Genomic DNA, 17684 nt, shown 5'->3' with positions numbered 1-17684 from the left:
GCGATGTACGTGGTGTATCTCAACTATTTCCGACCGGCAGAAGAAGCCGATGCGCTGCTGGCGCCACACATTGAGTGGCTGGATCGTTACTTTGACAGCGGTGACTTCATTGCCGCAGGCCGTAAAGATCCGCGCACTGGCGGTATGATGCTGGTGAAGGAGATGGATCGCGCCCGTTTGGATACTATCCTCGCGGAAGATCCCTTTGTCGCGGTGGCGCACTATGACGTGACCAAAGTGAACGTGACGCGTGCAGCGGAGGCGTTTGAAGGGTTAAAAGGGATTTAAAGGACAATTGGGAAGCGGCACGATTTATCGTGCACCTGCCAGCGTTAGAGGCGCTGCAGGGAGGCACGATAAATCACGCCGCAACCCTTTTATTGATGCATCAACCTTCGTGCAATCCACACTCGCGCTTCAGGCCAAAGAAGCGTGTCTCTTCTTCTGCCATGCCCGGTTCCCACTTTTTGGTGGTGTGCGTATCGCCCACTGACAAATAGCCCTCATCCCACAGCGGATGATACTTGAGGCCATGTTGTTTCAGGTACTGGTGCACCTGACGGTTATCCCAGTCAATGATCGGCAGAATCTTGAACACACCGCGCTGTACCGCCAGCACAGGCAAACTGGCGCGGCTGCCTGACTGGTCACGGCGTAGACCCGCAAACCAGGTCTGCGCACCCAGGGTTTGTAGCGCGCGATTCATCGGTTCGACCTTGTTGATTTGGTTGTACTGCTCAATCCCCTCGACGCCCTGCTCCCACAGCTTGCCGTAGCGCGCTTCCTGCCATGCTGGAGAAGTCTCAGCACGGAAGATTTGCAGATTGAGATTGAGCTTCTCGGTCAGCTCATCAATAAAGCGATAAGTTTCCGGGAACAGATAGCCGGTATCGGTCAGGATCACCGGCGTATCCGGTTTCTGCTGCGTCACCATATGCAGCAGAACCGCCGCCTGAATACCAAAGCTGGATGACAGCACAAACGCGCCCGGCATATTCTCCAGCGCCCAGCTCACGCGTTGCTCAGCGGAGAGTTTCTCCAGCTGCACGTTGCTTTCGGCCAGTGCCATGATGCGATCGACTTTGCTGCCACTATTCAGTGCTGCGAGATCAAGTACCGTCATACTGCCTCCGAGTCCCAAAAATCACGGGCGGGATCCACCACGGCTTTGATGATGCCAGCGCGAATCACGAAGTCACCGAAGCCTTCATCGGCCTGGCGCTCGGTTGCCCAGCGCGCCACCAGCTCATCGATGCTGGCCAGAATTTCGCCTTCGTTGATGTTCTCGCGGTACATACGCGGAATGCGCGTACCCATGCGGTTGCCGCCAATGTGTAAGTTGTAGCGGCCTGGTGCTTTACCCACCAGACCTAACTCCGCCAGCAAAGCACGGCCACAGCCGTTTGGGCAACCGGTAACGCGTAGCACGATGTGCTCTTCACCGACGCCGTGCTTATGCATGATCTCTTCCACCTTGGTGACAAACGAAGGCAGGAAGCGCTCGGCTTCGGCCATCGCTAATGGGCACGTTGGGAAGGCCACACAGGCCATCGAGTTTTCACGCTGTGGCGTCACCGCTTCCATCAAACCGTGTTCACGGGCGATAGCTTCGATCTGCGCTTTTTGCTTCTCTGGCACACCGGCTACGATCAGGTTCTGGTTGGCGGTTAAACGGAAATCACCCTGATGGATTTTGGCAATTTCAGCGATGCCGCGTTTCAACGGACGGCCTGGATAATCCAGCAGACGGCCGTTTTCAATAAACAGCGTCAGGTGCCATTTCTTATCAATGCCTTTCACCCAGCCCACGCGATCGCCACGGGTCGTGAACGCATAAGGACGAATCGGTTCAAACGTCAGGCCAGCACGCTTTTCTACTTCCGCTTTAAAGGTTTCGACGCCAACACGCTCCAGCGTGTATTTGGTTTTGGCGTTTTTACGATCGGTACGGTTACCCCAGTCACGCTGCGTAGTTACTACCGCAGCCGCCACATCAAGGATCTTCTCTACCGGCAGGAAGCCAAACTCACTCGCAGTACGCGCATAAGTCGCTTTATTACCGTGGTCGATCGACAACCCACCGCCAACCAACAGGTTAAAGCCAATCAGCTTGCCGTTCTCCGCAATGGCGATAAAGTTCAGGTCATTCGCATGCAGGTCGACATCGTTATGCGGTGGCACCACCACGGTAGTTTTGAACTTACGCGGCAGATAGGTTTCGCCCAGAATTGGTTCTTTATCCGTTGTGGCAACCTTCTCTTTATCCCACCAAATCTCAGCGTATGCGCGGGTTTGCGGCAGCAGGTGCTCGGAGAGCTTTTTCGCCCACTCGTAGGCTTCCTGATGCAGTTCCGACTCGACTGGATTCGAAGTGCACAACACGTTACGGTTCACGTCGTTGGCGGTGGCCAGCGCGTCGAGACCCACTTCATGCAGCATTTGGTGCGTCGGCTTCACGTTCTTTTTCAGAATGCCGTGGAACTGGAAGGTCTGACGGTTAGTCAGACGGATGCTGCCATAAATGGTTTTATCGGTCGCAAACTTATCAATCGCCAGCCATTGCGTTGGCGTGATAATCCCGCCCGGCAGACGGCAACGCAGCATCATCGCGTGGCGCGGCTCAAGTTTCTGCGCCGCACGCTCCGCACGAATATCGCGGTCGTCCTGCTGGTACATGCCGTGGAAACGGATCAACAGGAAATTATCGCCACTGAAGCCGCCGGTCAGGCCATCATCGAGATCCTCGAGAATGGTGCCGCGCAGGTAGTTACTCTGTTTTTTCAGACGCTCGGCGTCGGTCAGCTTGCCTTCAACGACCAGCGGTCCAGGATGTTTTTCGCTCATTAGTAAACGTCTCGCTGATAACGGCGCTCAATGCGCAGCTCACTTAAAAATTCGTCAGCCGTTTCACGATCCATGCCGCCGTGTTCGACCACCACATCCAGTAATGCCTGCTCAACGTCTTTCGCCATGCGATTAGCGTCGCCGCAGACGTAAAGGTGCGCGCCTTCTTCAATCCAGCGCCACACTTCCGCCCCTTTGGCGCGGATTTTATCTTGTACGTATATTTTCTCAGCCTGGTCACGTGACCACGCTAAATCAATGTTGGTCAGCAAGCCGTCTTTGACGTATTTCTGCCATTCCACCTGATAGAGGAAATCATCGGTGAAGTGCGGATTACCAAAGAACAGCCAGTTTTTACCGCCTGCGCCATCGTTATCACGCTGCTGCATAAAGGAGCGGAACGGCGCGATACCGGTGCCTGGGCCGACCATGATCACCGGCGTTTCCGGATTCGCCGGCAAGCGGAAGTTGTCGTTGTGTTCGATGAACACGCGGATGTCGCCGTCTTCTTCGATGCGATCTGCCAGCCAGGTTGACGCACCGCCGCCGCGCTGACGACCATCAATCTCATAACGCACCGCACCGACAGTAATATGTACTTCGGTATCCGTTTCCGCTTGCGATGAAGCAATCGAATAGAGGCGCGGTGTTAAAGGACGCAACAGGCCAGTGAGCTGTTCTGCATTGAGTTCAGTGGGTGCCTGACGCACCATATCGACAATCGGGAAGCTCTGCGCATAGCTCTGTAATTTCGGCTTATCACCCGACAGCGCCAGCAGCGCATCATTGCGTGACAGCGCAGCATACTGTTCAACGATTTGCGGCGTGTTCACCGTCAACTCATAATGCTTTTGCAAGGCTTCTGCGAGCGGCAGGTTTTCACCGTTAACATCAACCGGCTCATCGCCCTTCAGCCACACCAGTTGCAGCAGTTCCTGTACCAGTTCCGCGTCGTTTTCAAACCACACGCCCAGCGCATCGCCGGGCTGATAGCGCAGACCAGAATCGCCCAGATCGATTTCGATATGGCGAACATCTTTATCCGAATCGCGACCGGTGATTTTTTGATTAGCGGCAAAGCTGGCGGTCAGTGGCGCTTCTTTGGTGTATGGGCTGCTGTGGATGTCGTTCACCACGCCAGAAGCCGTCACAGCCGCGACCACTGAGGATTCACTCGGCACGCGTGCTTTTAGAATCTCGGTCAGCTGTTGACGCCAGGCCGTAGCCTGCTCTTTGTACTCCACGTCGGCATCAACACGATCCAGCAGACGTTCTGCGCCTAGTTCCGCCAGACGCTCATCAAAGTCTTTACCGGCTTTGCTGAAAAATTCGTAAGAGGTATCGCCCAGGCCGAACACCGCAAACGCGGAGCCAGTCGCAAATTTCGGCGCCTTCTTCGACAGCAGGAATTTGTGCAGCGCCACGGCTTCTTCCGGTGGCTCACCTTCACCTTGCGTCGAAGTGACAACAACCAGTAATTTCTCCTGACCGATTTGCTTAAACTTGTAGTCACCGGCGTTCACCAGATTGACGCTCAGTTTGGCGGCCAGCAGATCATCGCGCAGCTGTTCCGCCAGACGACGAGCATTACCGGTTTGTGACGCGGAAATCAGCGTGATGGTTGGCACCTCGGCCTGCACCGGTGCAGGTGCGGCAACGGCGCCCGGCGTCTGATTGACCATGCCCCAGAAGTAGCCGGAAAGCCAGGCCATCTGCGTGGTGTTGAAATCCGTGGTCGCTGCCTGTAAGCGCGCGAGTTGCTCCGGATTAAGCGGGAGCATTGAACCTGGTGCCTGAGTCGTCATCGCGTTAAAAATTCCAGTGTCTGAAGTCCGGACCGATAAATGGCGGAAGAGTGGGTAGGTTACCGGGCTGTATATTAACGATTAAATACGCCTTCGACATAATTAATAACCAAAATGACTAAGTGGTTTTTCGGGTAATGTTAATCGGCAAAAGTGGTAAATAAAGTCACCTTTATTCAATACGTTAATCAACATGTTGCGGTATAGGCGTGCGCAAAATGCCCTTTTCATCGTAAGCGGGTGCGAAAAATCTGTGATTCAGGTAGAATTCGGCGGTTTTTAAGTCTGAGAGCCATTATGTCTACCACGCTGTTTAAAGAGTTCCAGTTCGAATCTGCCCACCGTCTGCCGCATGTGCCTGAAGGGCATAAATGTGGTCGTCTGCATGGCCATTCGTTCCTGGTGCGATTAGAAATTACCGGTGAAGTGGATGCGCATACCGGTTGGGTCATGGATTTTGCCGAACTGAAGGCGGCGTTTATGCCGGTTTATGATCGTCTCGATCATCACTATCTGAATGATATTCCAGGCCTGGAAAATCCAACCAGCGAAGTGCTGGCAAAATGGATTTGGGATCAGATGAAACCGATCCTGCCAGAACTGAGTGCAGTGATGATCAAGGAAACCTGTACCGCAGGTTGTACTTATAAAGGTTAATCACTGTTGACGGGCTGCCGCTGTGCAGCCTGACTTTTAGCTATACGCTTCTTTACGTTCACTTCATCTCCCTGTCATCCGCCCCCTCTACGTTGTTGTCTCCTTCATTAAAGATCAAGAGAATCAACAATGAACTTCGTTAAACGCCTTTCTGTTATCGCTTTGCTGGTTTCCGCCTCTGGCGCCGTTCAGGCGCAAAACGTCCTCGATTTTCCGCAGCCTGAAAAAGTAACGGATGAGTTCTATGCCGTGACTGAAATTCCGGCGGGCGGGATGATTAAATATGAAACCGACGCGAAAACCGGTTTTATCGTGGCTGACCGTTTCCAGTCGATGCCGGTTGCCTATCCCGCAAACTACGGCTCACTGACCCAGTCACTGGGCGGTGATGGCGATCCGCTGGATGTGATCTTCTATACTCGTGCACCGCTGCAGCCGGGTACGCTGATCAAACTGCGTCCGATTGGTGTACTGAAGATGATCGACGGTGGCGAAGTCGATGACAAGATCGTCGCAGTGCCGACCAGCAAAATCGATCCGACTTATGACGACATCAAAGAGATGAAAGACCTGCCGAAAATGGAGCAGGAACGTCTGGAAGCCTTCTTCCGCGTGTATAAGCAGTTGCCAGATGGCCGTAAGAAAGTTGAGCTGAATGGTTTTGAAGATGCGGCGAAAGCCAGGGCTGAGATCAAACAGGCCTTCGACGCGTATAAAGCAAAGCAATAAAACCTAAGCATGCGTCGGCGGGGTAATGGCAAAAGTCGCTATCCATATCGTTTAGCCGGTGCGGTAATGAACAAGGTCGCCATCAATGGCGACCCTTCAAACAGGTTTGAGTCAGGTGCCGCAGGGATGCACACCTGATGAATCAGGCGATATTCAGATACTTATGTGTCTGCATCGAAAGGCGCCAGTTACGCGCAATGCAGGTCTCAATGCACAGTTTGGTGGCGGCATCGCCACGACTGATCGGTTGCAGCGCCACAATGCGCTTCTTATCATCATGCAGACCCGCCAGCAGCACATCTAACGCTTCGACATCACGCTCACGCGCCACCGGATGTTTAATCTCATCGGCACGCTGCAACGCTTGAGGCAGCACATCGTAACCACCGCGCATATTGACCTTCGGTGAGACCGTCACCCAGGTGCTGTCAGAACAGTGCACTTCATGTGTACCGCTGGTCTCAATCTGGCACTCAAATCCGGCCGCTTCCAACGCCTCAGTCAACGGGCGCAAATCAAAAATAGCCGGTTCACCGCCGGTGATCACCACATGGCGCGCGGTCCAGCCCTGACGTTGAATAGTTTCAATCAGCATCGCCGCATCGGCACTGCCCCAGGCATCACTCTCCACGGTTTTCACCAGAATATCACCCAGCGAGGTCTCCCGATCGGCCAGTTTTTCCCACGTATGCTTGGTATCACACCAGCTACAGCCCACCGGACATCCTTGTAAGCGGATGAACAGCGCCGGAACACCGGTGTAAAATCCTTCGCCCTGCAGGGTCTGGAACATTTCGTTAATCGGGTAGAACATTTTTTACTCACGTCTTAAATTCGAGGCGCAGATTATGGCAGATTTTCACCATCGGTTCACAGCTGCTTCGTGCCAAAAAAACAAAAGCCCCGCACGAGGCGGGGCTTTATCAGCGATGATGCGGCCCATCGGGACACATCAACAGAGCCTTACTGGCCTTTAACTTCTTTCAGACCGTTGAACGGAGCTTTGTCGCCCAGCGCTTCTTCGATACGAATCAGCTGGTTGTACTTAGCAACACGGTCAGAACGGCTCATAGAACCGGTTTTGATCTGGCCAGCAGCAGTACCGACCGCCAGGTCAGCGATGGTCGCATCTTCAGTTTCACCTGAACGGTGTGAAATCACCGCGGTGTAACCTGCATCTTTTGCCATCTTGATTGCAGCCAGAGTTTCGGTCAGAGAACCGATCTGGTTGAATTTGATCAGGATGGAGTTAGCGATACCTTTATCGATACCTTCTTTCAGGATCTTGGTGTTGGTCACGAACAGGTCGTCACCTACCAGCTGAATTTTGTCGCCCAGCACTTTGGTCTGGTAAGCGAAGCCCGCCCAGTCAGACTCGTCCAGACCGTCTTCGATAGAGACGATTGGGTACTGCTTGGTCAGATCTTCCAGGAAGTGCGTGAACTCTTCAGAGGTGAAAGCTTTGTTGCCTTCGCCAGCCAGCACATATTTGCCGTCTTTGTAGAATTCAGACGCTGCACAGTCCATCGCCAGGGTGATGTCTTTGCCCAGCTCGTAGCCTGCTGCTTTCACCGCTTCAGCGATAACAGCCAGCGCTTCGGCGTTAGAACCCAGGTTAGGCGCATAGCCACCTTCGTCACCGACCGCAGTGCTCATGCCTTTGGCTTTCAGCACTTTTGCCAGGTTGTGGAAAACTTCAGAACCCATACGAATGGCTTCTTTCACGTTTTTCGCGCCAACAGGCTGGATCATGAATTCCTGGATATCAACGTTGTTATCCGCGTGCTCACCACCGTTGATGATGTTCATCATCGGCAGTGGCATAGAGAATTTGCCTGGGGTGCCGTTCAGTTCAGCGATGTGCGCGTACAGTGGCAGGCCTTTAGAAGCCGCAGCCGCTTTAGCCGCAGCCAGCGAAACCGCCAGAATGGCGTTAGCGCCGAAGTTGGATTTGTTCTCAGTACCGTCCAGCTCGATCATGATCTTATCGATGTTCGCCTGGTCTTTGGCATCTTTACCGGTTACCGCTGCAGCGATAGGACCGTTAACAGCGGCAACCGCTTTGGTCACGCCTTTGCCCAGGAAACGAGATTTGTCACCGTCACGCAGCTCCAGTGCTTCGCGAGAACCGGTTGAAGCACCTGATGGCGCTGCAGCCAGACCAACGAAACCGCCTTCCAGATGCACTTCTGCTTCTACAGTCGGGTTGCCACGGGAGTCGATGATTTCGCGACCGATGACTTTTACGATTTTGGACATTCGATTTTCCTCAGTACAAGTTAGTCAATCCTAAGACAAACAACGCGCGAAAAGTTCGCGCGCTGTTCGTTAAACTCTTACTTCGCTAACCGCTTCTGGTGCTCCTGCGCGGCTTTAACAAAGCCAGCGAACAGCGGATGACCATCACGCGGGGTCGACGTGAATTCCGGGTGGAACTGACAAGCTACAAACCACGGATGGTTCGGGAGTTCGATGATCTCCACCAGCTGGTCGTCGCCGGAACGGCCCGCAATATGCAGACCCGCCGCTTCAATCGGCTTCAACAGCAGATTGTTCACTTCATAACGATGACGGTGACGTTCAGTAATCACGTCAGAACCGTATAGCTGGCGCACTTTACTTTCCGGCGTCAGCTGGCACTGCTGGCTACCCAGACGCATGGTGCCGCCCAGATCGCTCTGCTCAGTACGTTGCTCAACGTTGCCTTCTTCATCACGCCATTCAGTGATCAGCGCGACCACTGGGTACTTACAGTCTGGCACAAATTCCGTTGAGTTGGCGTCTGCCATCCCGGCCACGTTGCGTGCGAATTCCATCAACGCAACCTGCATACCCAGGCAGATACCGAGGTAAGGGATGTTGTTCTCACGCGCGTATTGCGCCGTGAGCATTTTGCCTTCCACACCACGGTAGCCGAAGCCGCCCGGGATCAGGATAGCATCCAGATCTTTCAGAATTTCGACACCGCGAGATTCCACATCCTGCGAATCGATCAGCTTGATGTTCACGGTTACACGATTTTTCAGGCCACCGTGCTTCAGTGCTTCAATCACTGACTTGTACGCATCTGGCAGTTCGACATATTTGCCGACCATACCGATGGTCACTTCGCCGCCCGGATTGGCTTCTTCATAGATAACCTGTTCCCATTCGGCCAGGTTCGCTTCCGGTGCGCTCAGATTGAAACGCTTACAGATATAGTCATCCAGACCCTGTGATTTCAACAGACCAGGAATCTTGTAGATGGAATCCACATCTTTCAGGGAAATAACCGCTTTCTCTGGCACGTTACAGAACAGGGCGATCTTCGCACGTTCATTGGCCGGCACAGCGCGGTCAGAACGGCAGATCAGCACATCAGGCTGGATACCGATCGACAGCAGCTCTTTCACTGAATGCTGGGTTGGCTTGGTTTTCACTTCGCCTGCAGCGGCCATATACGGCACCAAAGTCAGGTGCATATACATGGTGTGTTCACGGCCCACATCAACCGCCATCTGGCGAATCGCTTCAAGGAACGGCAGGGATTCAATATCACCTACGGTACCGCCGATTTCCACCAGTACGACATCATGACCTTCGCCGCCTTCGATAATACGTTCTTTAATGGCGTTGGTGATGTGTGGGATAACCTGAATCGTGGCACCCAGATAGTCACCGCGACGTTCTTTGCGCAGCACTTCTGAGTAGATACGACCGGTCGTAAAGTTGTTGCGGCGCGACATTTTGGTACGGATGAAGCGCTCGTAGTGACCCAAGTCCAGATCGGTTTCGGCCCCATCATCGGTAACAAACACTTCACCGTGCTGCGTTGGGCTCATGGTACCCGGATCGACGTTAATGTACGGATCGAGTTTCATGATGGTCACATTCAGACCACGTGCTTCAAGGATGGCTGCGAGGGAGGCTGCGGCAATGCCTTTGCCCAGAGAGGATACGACCCCGCCGGTCACAAAAATATAATTCGTTGTCATGCTGAACCTGAGAGTTTAGGTTTAAAGACGGTGGAATAACCAAGACGGGAAAATAGTATACCCGAAGTCGTCCTCAGCCACAATTGATGAATCACATCACCCCCCCGCATTGCAGCCGATAACATAGCGAATAGACGAGGGTGAAATGTTGACGTGCGTCACAAAGTTGCCGCTTGGCTGAATCGAGTAAGCTCAAGCGGACAATTTATGCGCAATGCAGGAATAATCGACAATTTGAAGAATAACCGCTTAGTCTTTGTTCTCACTGCATTTCACCTGCTGCCAGGCGGCTTCCATTTGATCCAGGGTCGCATCCTGCATCGCCAGTCCCTGCACGCTGATGATGGATTCAACCTGACGGAAGCGACGCTCAAATTTATCATTGGCTTTTTGTAAGGCGATTTCGGCTTTGCTGCCCAGATGGCGCGAAAGGTTGACGGTGGCAAACAGCAAATCGCCAATCTCCTCTTCCAGCTTGTCATTGTCGACCACCGCCTGCTGCGCTTCGTGCATCACTTCATCGATCTCTTCATGCACTTTATCCAGCACTGGCCCCAGGTTGTTCCAGTCGAATCCCACCGTGCTACAGCGCTTCTGGATTTTGTAAGCACGCATCAGTGCAGGCAAGGCTTTAGGAATGTCATCCAGCACCGAATGCTGTGACTTCTCTGCGCGCTCGCTGTGTTTGATCGCTTCCCAGTTTTTCAGTACTTCCTGCGTGGTGTCGGCCTGCACATCACCAAAGATGTGCGGATGACGGCGCTCCAGCTTGTCGCTAATCGCATTGCAGATGTCATCGAAGTTGAAACGCTGTTGCTCATCCGCCATTTGCGCGTAAAACACCACCTGAAACAGCAGATCGCCGAGTTCACCTCGCAGGTCATCAAAGTCCTCACGCTGAATCGCGTCGATCACTTCGTAGGCCTCTTCCAGCGTGTAAGGGGCGATGGAGGCGAAGGTCTGCTGACGATCCCACGGGCAGCCACGTTCCGGGTCGCGCAAGGTTTGCATGATGGTGAGCAGACGATTCAGGGCTGTCATGGGGAAATCCTTAGGGGTTAAAATGGAAAAGGTCGCCAAAATGGCGACCCTGAGGCGCACCGAAATCTGGTCGACGCGCAGAACAACCTGGACGTGCCATTTCGGGCGTACAGTAAATGCCAGGCTGCCCTTTCATGGCGGCCTGGCCACATCAGTTCAGACGGCGTGCGTCGATGATATCCGGCACCTGATTAAGACGCGCCAGCACGCGACCCAGCACCTGCTGGTTGTAGATTTCGATATCCATATCAATGGTTGCCAGCTGCTTTTTGGTGTCGCTGCGGCTGGAAACGCCCAGCACGTTAACCTTCTCATTCGCCAGAATGGTAGTGATATCGCGCAGTAACCCGCTGCGATCGTTGGCGGTGACGCGTACCACCAGCGAATAGCCGCTCGAATAATCTTCGCCCCACACCGCATCGACAATACGTTCCGGCGCATGGGAGATCAGTTCGCTTAACTGGTCACAGTCGGCTCGGTGAATGGAAATACCGCGCCCCTGGGTGATAAAGCCCACGATATCGTCACCCGGGATCGGCTGGCAGCAGCGCGCAATGTGGTGCAGCAGATTGCCCACGCCTTCCACCACCACGCGTCCACTTTCTCTGCGCGCAGATGAGGACTGATGTGATTTTTGCGTCAGCTGGCGCAGCGCTTCACGATCTTCCTCTTCCGCACTCGGCTTATTGAGTTTGGCCTGCAGGAAGTTGACCATCTGATTGAGGCGAATATCGCCGCCGCCAATCATCGCCAACAGCTCATCCTGCGAGCTGACGTTATAACGCGGCAGCAGAATTTTTTCTGCATCGCGGAAACTGATATCCAGCTGGCTCAACTCGCTTTCAAGAATCTGGCGGCCAGCCAGAATGTTCTTGTCGCGATCTTGTTTGCGGAACCAGGCGTGAATTTTTGAACGGCCACGGCTGGTGGTGATATAGCCAAGGTTCGGGTTCAGCCAGTCGCGGCTCGGGTTCGGCTGCTTCTGGGTAATCACCTCAATCTGATCGCCCATCTGCAATTGATAGGTGAACGGCACAATGCGACCGCTGATTTTGGCACCAATGCAGCGATGTCCGATATCACTGTGAATGTGATAAGCGAAGTCCAGCGGTGTTGAGCCAGATGGCAGATCGACCACGTCGCCTTTCGGGGTAAACACGTACACCCGATCGTCAAATACCTGACTGCGCACCTCTTCCAGCATCTCGCCGGAATCCGCCATCTCTTCCTGCCAGGTAATCAGCTTACGCAGCCACGCAATGCGTTCCTCGTGCCCTGCCGCACCGCGCGCGTTACTGGAAGTCGGGCCTTCTTTGTACTTCCAGTGCGCGGCCACGCCCAACTCCGCATCTTCATGCATCTGGCGAGTACGAATCTGGATCTCTACCGTCTTGCCCTGCGGACCGAGCACCACGGTGTGAATGGATTGATAACCGTTGGGTTTTGGATTGGCAACGTAGTCGTCGAACTCGCTGGGAAGATGGCGATACAGTGTGTGCACGGTGCCTAACGCGCCGTAGCAATCCTGCAAACGTTCTGCCACGATGCGCACCGCGCGCACATCGAACAGCTCATCAAACGCCAGCGACTTTTTCTGCATCTTGCGCCAGATGCTGTAGATATGTTTCGGGCGGCCATAGACTTCAGCACGCACGCCCTCCTTCTGCATCTCTGCACGTAAGTTACTCACGAAATTATCAATGTAACCTTCGCGGTCAATACGGCGTTCATGCAGCAGTTTGGCGATGCGTTTGTACTCATCGGGGTGCAGATAGCGGAAGCAGTAATCTTCCAGCTCCCATTTGAGCTGACCGATACCCAGACGATTGGCTAACGGCGCATAGATGTTGGTGCTCTCTTTGGCGGCGAGAACACGTTCGTCTTCTGGTGCATCCTTCATTTCACGCAGGTGGGCAATACGCTCTGCCAGCTTGATAACCACGCAGCGGAAATCTTCCACCATCGCCAGCAGCATGCGGCGCACGTTATCCACCTGCTCGGAGGCCATAGAATCATTGTGGATGGCTTTCAGCTGGCGGATCGCGTCCATATCGCGCACACCGTGTACCAGCGAGACAATGCCTTTGCCGAACGACTTTTCCAGCTCTTCTTCACTGACCACATCCGCGTTGGCCAGCGGGAACAGTAAGGCCGCGCGCAGGCTATCGTTGTCCATACTGAGCATGGTGAGTATTTCCACCATCTCAATACCGCGCCACAGCAGCAGAGCCTGATCTGGATGGTTGTGCGTTTCGGTTTCACAGTAGCGCCAGGTGTCCGCCAATCGCTGACAGGATTGCGGATTATTGATATTTAAACTGGCGATCCACTGGTCAAGGGCAAACTCCCCTTCCGTATTTAAATGCGCACTTCTAACCGCAACCATATCCTCTCCTGCCATAACGACGAAAACGCCGCTTATGCTTTGCTAAACAGCACCATGGACTCGAGATGACTGGTATGTGGGAACATATCCAGCATCGCGACCCTTTCCAAATGGTAGCCCGCCGACAGTAATGCCTGACTGTCGCGCGCAAGTGTTGTTGGGTTACAGGAAACATAGACCACGCGTTGCGGCGCAAGTTTAACGATATGCGACATCACACCCGCGGCCCCAGCACGTGCTGGATCCAGTAACACCTTGTTAAATCCCTGCGCTGCCCAAGGCTGGTGGGCAACGTCTTCCTCCAGGTTGTGCTGGAAAAAGCGGACATTTTTAAGATTATTCAGCTCAGCATTATACGCTGCCTGGTGGACTAATGCTGCAACACCCTCCACACCCACAGCATTTTGTACGAACTTTCCTACAGGCAAAGTGAAATTACCCATACCGCAAAACAGATCCAGCACCCGATCTTCGGGCTGTAAATCGAGCCATTCAATGGCTTTTGTCACCATCTGCTGATTCACGCCATCATTCACCTGGATGAAATCCTGCGGGCTGAAAGTCAGTTTCAAATCAAACGATTGGTAGAAAGGTGCGTAATCCCCCAGCGGCTGCAAATGCTCGCTGCCGTCCGCCAGATACAACATCAGCTGATGCTCATGCGAAAAGCGTTCCAGTTTTACACGATCGCCTGCGGACAATGCATCAAGATGACGCAGCACCATCACCGGGCCATTATCTGCCAGCACTAACTCGACATGCCCCAGTCGCCGTGCGGCCTGTAAGCTGCTAAGACACTGGTGCAACGGCTGCAGTAACGCTTCAAGCTCGGGCACCAAAATGGGGCATTGAGTTAACTCAACCAAATCGTTGCTGGCCGCCTGGCGGAACCCCATTTGTAAACGCTGCTGTTTAGGCTGCCATTGCAGTCCCAGACGGGCGCGACGGCGATAGCCCCAGGTGTTGCCGCTGATGATCTCATTCACCTGCACCGGCAAAGGCGCATCCCGGCTCAACATTCGGCTCAGCGCACGTGCTTTACTGTCCTCCTGTAACGCGATCGCGGCATGCTGTTGCTGGCAGCCACCACACACGCCAAAGTGCACACAGCGCGGTTTTTCCCGCTGTGCGCTTGGCTGCATAATCTTTTTGGCTTTGGCCCGCGAGAACTGACGTTTATCTTCCTCGACCATAACTTCGGCCTGTTCACCCGGCAGTGCGCCGCTGACAAACATCGCTTTGCCATTATGGCGCGCAACACCTTGTCCAAAGGGGTCAAGGTCTTCGATAGTGACGGTAATACGCTGCTTTGTCGCCACACGCTGTTTTGCGGAGTAAAATTGCGCCATAGTGTTGTGAATTCTCTAAATTAATGGGGTGTGCCATCGCAAGCGGATTGTGCACAGGGATATCAATGCCAGGAGTTGCCAGGCCACAATTATGACCAAATATAGCCTGCGGGCGCGAATGATGATTTTGATACTGGCGCCAACGTTAATGATTGGTCTGCTGCTCAGTACCTTCTTCGTGGTGCACCGTTATAACGAATTACAACATCAGGTGCGCGATGCCGGATCGAACATTATCGAACCGCTGGCAGTCTCCAGCGAATACGGCATGACCTGGCACAATCGTGATGCGATTCGCGAGCTGGTCAGCCTGCTGCATCGTCGTCATTCCGATATTGTCCGTGCCATTACCGTTTTCGACAACAACAATCACATCTACGTCACTTCGAACAACAACCAAAATCTGGCGTTGTTGCAGAAAGAAGACATCTCGACGCTGGAAGAGGGTGTCTCCGTCGAGCGCCACGGCAATTTGATGGTGCTGCGAACCCCAATTATCTCCGAACGCTATTCCGTAGACGAACTGCCCGGAGAAGATGCCAAACCGGCGGGTAATCCATTGGGGTATGTGGCTATTGAACTCGATCTGCAATCGGTGCGGCTGGAGCAGTACAAAGAGGTGTTTGTGGCCACTTTGCTCTTACTGTTTTGTTTGTGCATCGCCATGCTGTTTGCCTATCGTCTGATGCGCGACGTCACCGGGCCAATTCGTAACATGGTTTCCACCGTGGACCGCATTCGTCGCGGCCAACTCGACAGCCGCGTTGATGGCTACATGCTGGGCGAACTGAGCATCCTGAAAAACGGCATCAATGCCATGGCGATGTCGCTCACCGCTTATCACGAAGAGATGCAGCAGAATATCGATCAGGCCACCTACGATCTGCGTGAAACCCTGGAGCAGCTGGAGATTCAAAACGTCGAGCTGGATTTGGCGAAGAAGCGCGCCCAGGAAGCGGCGCGTATTAAATCAGAATTCCTCGCCAATATGTCGCATGAGTTACGAACACCGCTCAACGGAGTGATTGGCTTTACCCGTCAGATGCTGAAAACCGGACTGAGCACCAACCAGCGCGATTATATGAGTACCATTGAACGCTCGGCCAATAACCTGCTGAGCATCATCAACGATGTGCTGGATTTCTCAAAGCTCGAAGCCGGTAAACTGGTGCTGGAATCGATCCCCTTCCCGCTGCGCGCCACGCTGGATGAAACGCTGGTGCTGCTGGCACCTTCGGCACATGACAAAGGACTCGAGATCACCGTTTGTCTGGAAAAACAGGTGCCGGATAATGTGATTGGCGATCCGCTACGTTTACAGCAGATCATGATTAACCTGATTGGTAATGCCATTAAGTTTACTGAGCAGGGGCACATCGATTTGCGTGTTGAGCTGCGTAGCCTGAGCACCACGCGCGTTGAACTGGAAATTCAGGTACACGACACCGGCATTGGCATTTCTGAGCAGCAACAGTCACAGCTGTTCCAGGCGTTTCGTCAGGCCGATGCGAGTATTTCCCGCCGCCACGGCGGCACTGGTTTGGGTCTGGTGATCACGCAAAAACTGGTGTCGGAGATGGGCGGAGAGATCGCGTTCCACAGCCGTCAGAATCAGGGATCCACTTTCTGGGTGCACGTTCATCTCGATCTCAATCCCAACGCGCCGCCCATTCCGCGTATGCTGGAAGATCTGCGCGCCATCCCGTTAGCCTATATCGAACCCCATGCGGCGGTGGCGAAAGCGGTGCAGGAGATGCTTAGCATCACGCCGCTGCAGGTTCAGCATTTCACTTCACTGGAAGCGCTGCCGGATACCCGCTTCCCGCTGTTGTTGATGGGATTGCCGGTGAACGATCCTCACCCCGCCACGCTGCCGGATGCTTTAATTCAACGGCTGCGCGCCCATGCCGATTCGGTACTGCTGGCGCTGCCCAGCGAGATGATGCTGTTCGCCGACGATTTGCGCGCACGAGGCATCGCCGGCTGCATCGCCAAACCTGTCTCACTGACGCGCTTATTGCCGATGCTGCTGGATTTGCACAGTTTGCATAACGATGCCTTACCGCACAGTACCCGTCAGCCGCTGACGGTGATGGCGGTGGATGACAATCCTGCCAATCTGAAGTTAATCGGTGCGCTGCTGGAGGAGCAGGTTCAGCACATCATTCTGTGCGACAACGCGGAACAGGCTATCCGCCAGGCGCGTTTACACAAGCTGGATGTAATTTTGATGGATATCCAGATGCCGGATATCGATGGCATTCGCGCCAGTGAAATTATCCGTAGCCTGCCGCTGCATGCCAATACCCCGATTGTCGCGGTGACCGCGCATGCGCTGGATGGCGAGCGCCAGCAGCTGATTGGCGCCGGGATGAATGATTATCTGGCGAAGCCGATAGACGAAGGCAAACTGAGCCAGCTGTTGCAGCGCTATGCCCCGAACCCCACGGCGGCATCCACACTACTGCCGGATGTTGCGCCATCGCTCGACTGGGCGCTGGCACTGCGTCAGGCCGCCAACAAACCGGATCTGGCGCGCGATCTGCTGCAGATGCTGCTGGATTTCCTGCCGGAGGTGGAAGCGCGCGTGGAGGGTTCCATGGCCAGTAACGATGTTAATGGCCTACGCGAGATCATCCATAAGCTGCACGGCAGTGCCAGCTACAGCGGCGTGCCCCGACTGAAACAGCTGTGTCAGCAGCTGGAAAAGAGCCTGCATCAGGAGAGTGATATCGAAGCGCTGGAGCCGGAATTGCTGGAGTTGAGTGATGAGATGGCGAACGTGGCGCGTGAGGCCAGGAAAGTGTTGGGCGTGGGATAACGGAACGTTTCATGCCCTCTCTTAAGCACAAGAGAGCGCTAATCGAGCATGGTTAAAGAATGACTCGTCGTCTCAATC

General features: G+C 54.0%; 13 protein-coding genes. 4 read left to right on the top strand and 9 right to left on the bottom strand.

Translation table 11 applies throughout. From position 1 onward, the window contains the following. Positions 1–3: 3 nt before the first annotated feature. Positions 4–288 carry a YciI family protein gene (locus tag QMZ65_RS06995; RefSeq protein WP_283215662.1) on the top strand — a complete coding sequence of 95 codons (285 nt, stop codon included), beginning with the start codon at positions 4–6 and terminating at the stop codon, positions 286–288. Between the two features lie 100 nt (positions 289–388). Here QMZ65_RS06995 and QMZ65_RS06990 read toward each other — a convergent pair whose 3' ends face one another. Genes QMZ65_RS06990 through cysJ form a run of 3 tightly spaced genes read right to left on the bottom strand, consistent with a single transcriptional unit; the run spans position 389 to position 4649 of the window. Then, the gene (locus tag QMZ65_RS06990; RefSeq protein ID WP_097117963.1) at positions 389–1123 is read right to left on the bottom strand and encodes a phosphoadenylyl-sulfate reductase; all 735 of its coding nucleotides are present in this window, start codon (positions 1121–1123) and stop codon (positions 389–391) included. Next, complete coding sequence (cysI, locus tag QMZ65_RS06985) at positions 1120–2844, bottom strand: assimilatory sulfite reductase (NADPH) hemoprotein subunit (protein ID WP_034823019.1); 1725 nt, start codon at positions 2842–2844, stop codon at positions 1120–1122. Before cysI ends, QMZ65_RS06990 begins: the two co-directional genes overlap by 4 nt. Next, positions 2844–4649 (bottom strand): NADPH-dependent assimilatory sulfite reductase flavoprotein subunit, encoded by a 1806-nt coding sequence (gene cysJ / locus QMZ65_RS06980; protein ID WP_211729264.1) that lies wholly within the window; start codon positions 4647–4649, stop codon positions 2844–2846. Before cysJ ends, cysI begins: the two co-directional genes overlap by 1 nt. A 297-nt stretch (positions 4650–4946) precedes the next feature. Here cysJ and queD point away from each other — a divergent pair, with 297 nt between their 5' ends. Then, the gene (queD, locus tag QMZ65_RS06975) at positions 4947–5306 is read left to right on the top strand and encodes a 6-carboxytetrahydropterin synthase QueD (protein WP_283215661.1); all 360 of its coding nucleotides are present in this window, start codon (positions 4947–4949) and stop codon (positions 5304–5306) included. Between the two features lie 129 nt (positions 5307–5435). Continuing rightward, a complete protein-coding gene (locus tag QMZ65_RS06970) occupies positions 5436–6035 on the top strand; it encodes an inorganic diphosphatase (RefSeq protein WP_283215660.1) in 600 nt (199 codons plus the stop codon). A 142-nt stretch (positions 6036–6177) separates the two neighbouring features. Here QMZ65_RS06970 and queE read toward each other — a convergent pair whose 3' ends face one another. From queE to rlmD, 6 genes are all read right to left on the bottom strand, one after another. After that, positions 6178–6849: a 7-carboxy-7-deazaguanine synthase QueE gene (gene queE / locus QMZ65_RS06965; protein ID WP_058961505.1), complete on the bottom strand. Its 672-nt coding sequence runs from the start codon at positions 6847–6849 to the stop codon at positions 6178–6180. Between the two features lie 149 nt (positions 6850–6998). After that, positions 6999–8294, bottom strand: a complete 1296-nt coding sequence (gene eno / locus QMZ65_RS06960; protein WP_034823037.1) for a phosphopyruvate hydratase — start codon at positions 8292–8294, stop codon at positions 6999–7001. Positions 8295–8371: 77 nt separating this feature from the next. Then, entirely contained in the window at positions 8372–10009 is a 1638-nt protein-coding gene (gene pyrG / locus QMZ65_RS06955; RefSeq protein ID WP_034823046.1) for a glutamine hydrolyzing CTP synthase, read from the bottom strand. A gap of 249 nt (positions 10010–10258) precedes the next feature. After that, positions 10259–11050 (bottom strand): nucleoside triphosphate pyrophosphohydrolase, encoded by a 792-nt coding sequence (gene mazG / locus QMZ65_RS06950; protein ID WP_283215659.1) that lies wholly within the window; start codon positions 11048–11050, stop codon positions 10259–10261. Between the two features lie 151 nt (positions 11051–11201). Beyond that, a complete protein-coding gene (gene relA, locus QMZ65_RS06945) occupies positions 11202–13436 on the bottom strand; it encodes a GTP diphosphokinase (RefSeq protein WP_283215658.1) in 2235 nt (744 codons plus the stop codon). A gap of 32 nt (positions 13437–13468) precedes the next feature. Next, positions 13469–14785, bottom strand: coding sequence for a 23S rRNA (uracil(1939)-C(5))-methyltransferase RlmD (rlmD, locus tag QMZ65_RS06940; RefSeq protein ID WP_097117968.1), 1317 nt, complete (start codon positions 14783–14785; stop codon positions 13469–13471). A 91-nt stretch (positions 14786–14876) separates the two neighbouring features. Between rlmD and barA the strand changes: the two genes are divergently transcribed. Continuing rightward, a complete protein-coding gene (gene barA, locus QMZ65_RS06935; protein WP_283215657.1) occupies positions 14877–17606 on the top strand; it encodes a two-component sensor histidine kinase BarA in 2730 nt (909 codons plus the stop codon). Positions 17607–17684: the final 78 nt, after the last annotated feature.

The organism is Pantoea sp. EABMAA-21, assembly GCF_030053335.1.
Classification (GTDB): domain Bacteria; phylum Pseudomonadota; class Gammaproteobacteria; order Enterobacterales; family Enterobacteriaceae; genus Pantoea; species Pantoea communis.
Note: the sequence above shows the minus strand (reverse complement) of the source record. Positions and strands in the feature narration are given on the sequence as shown.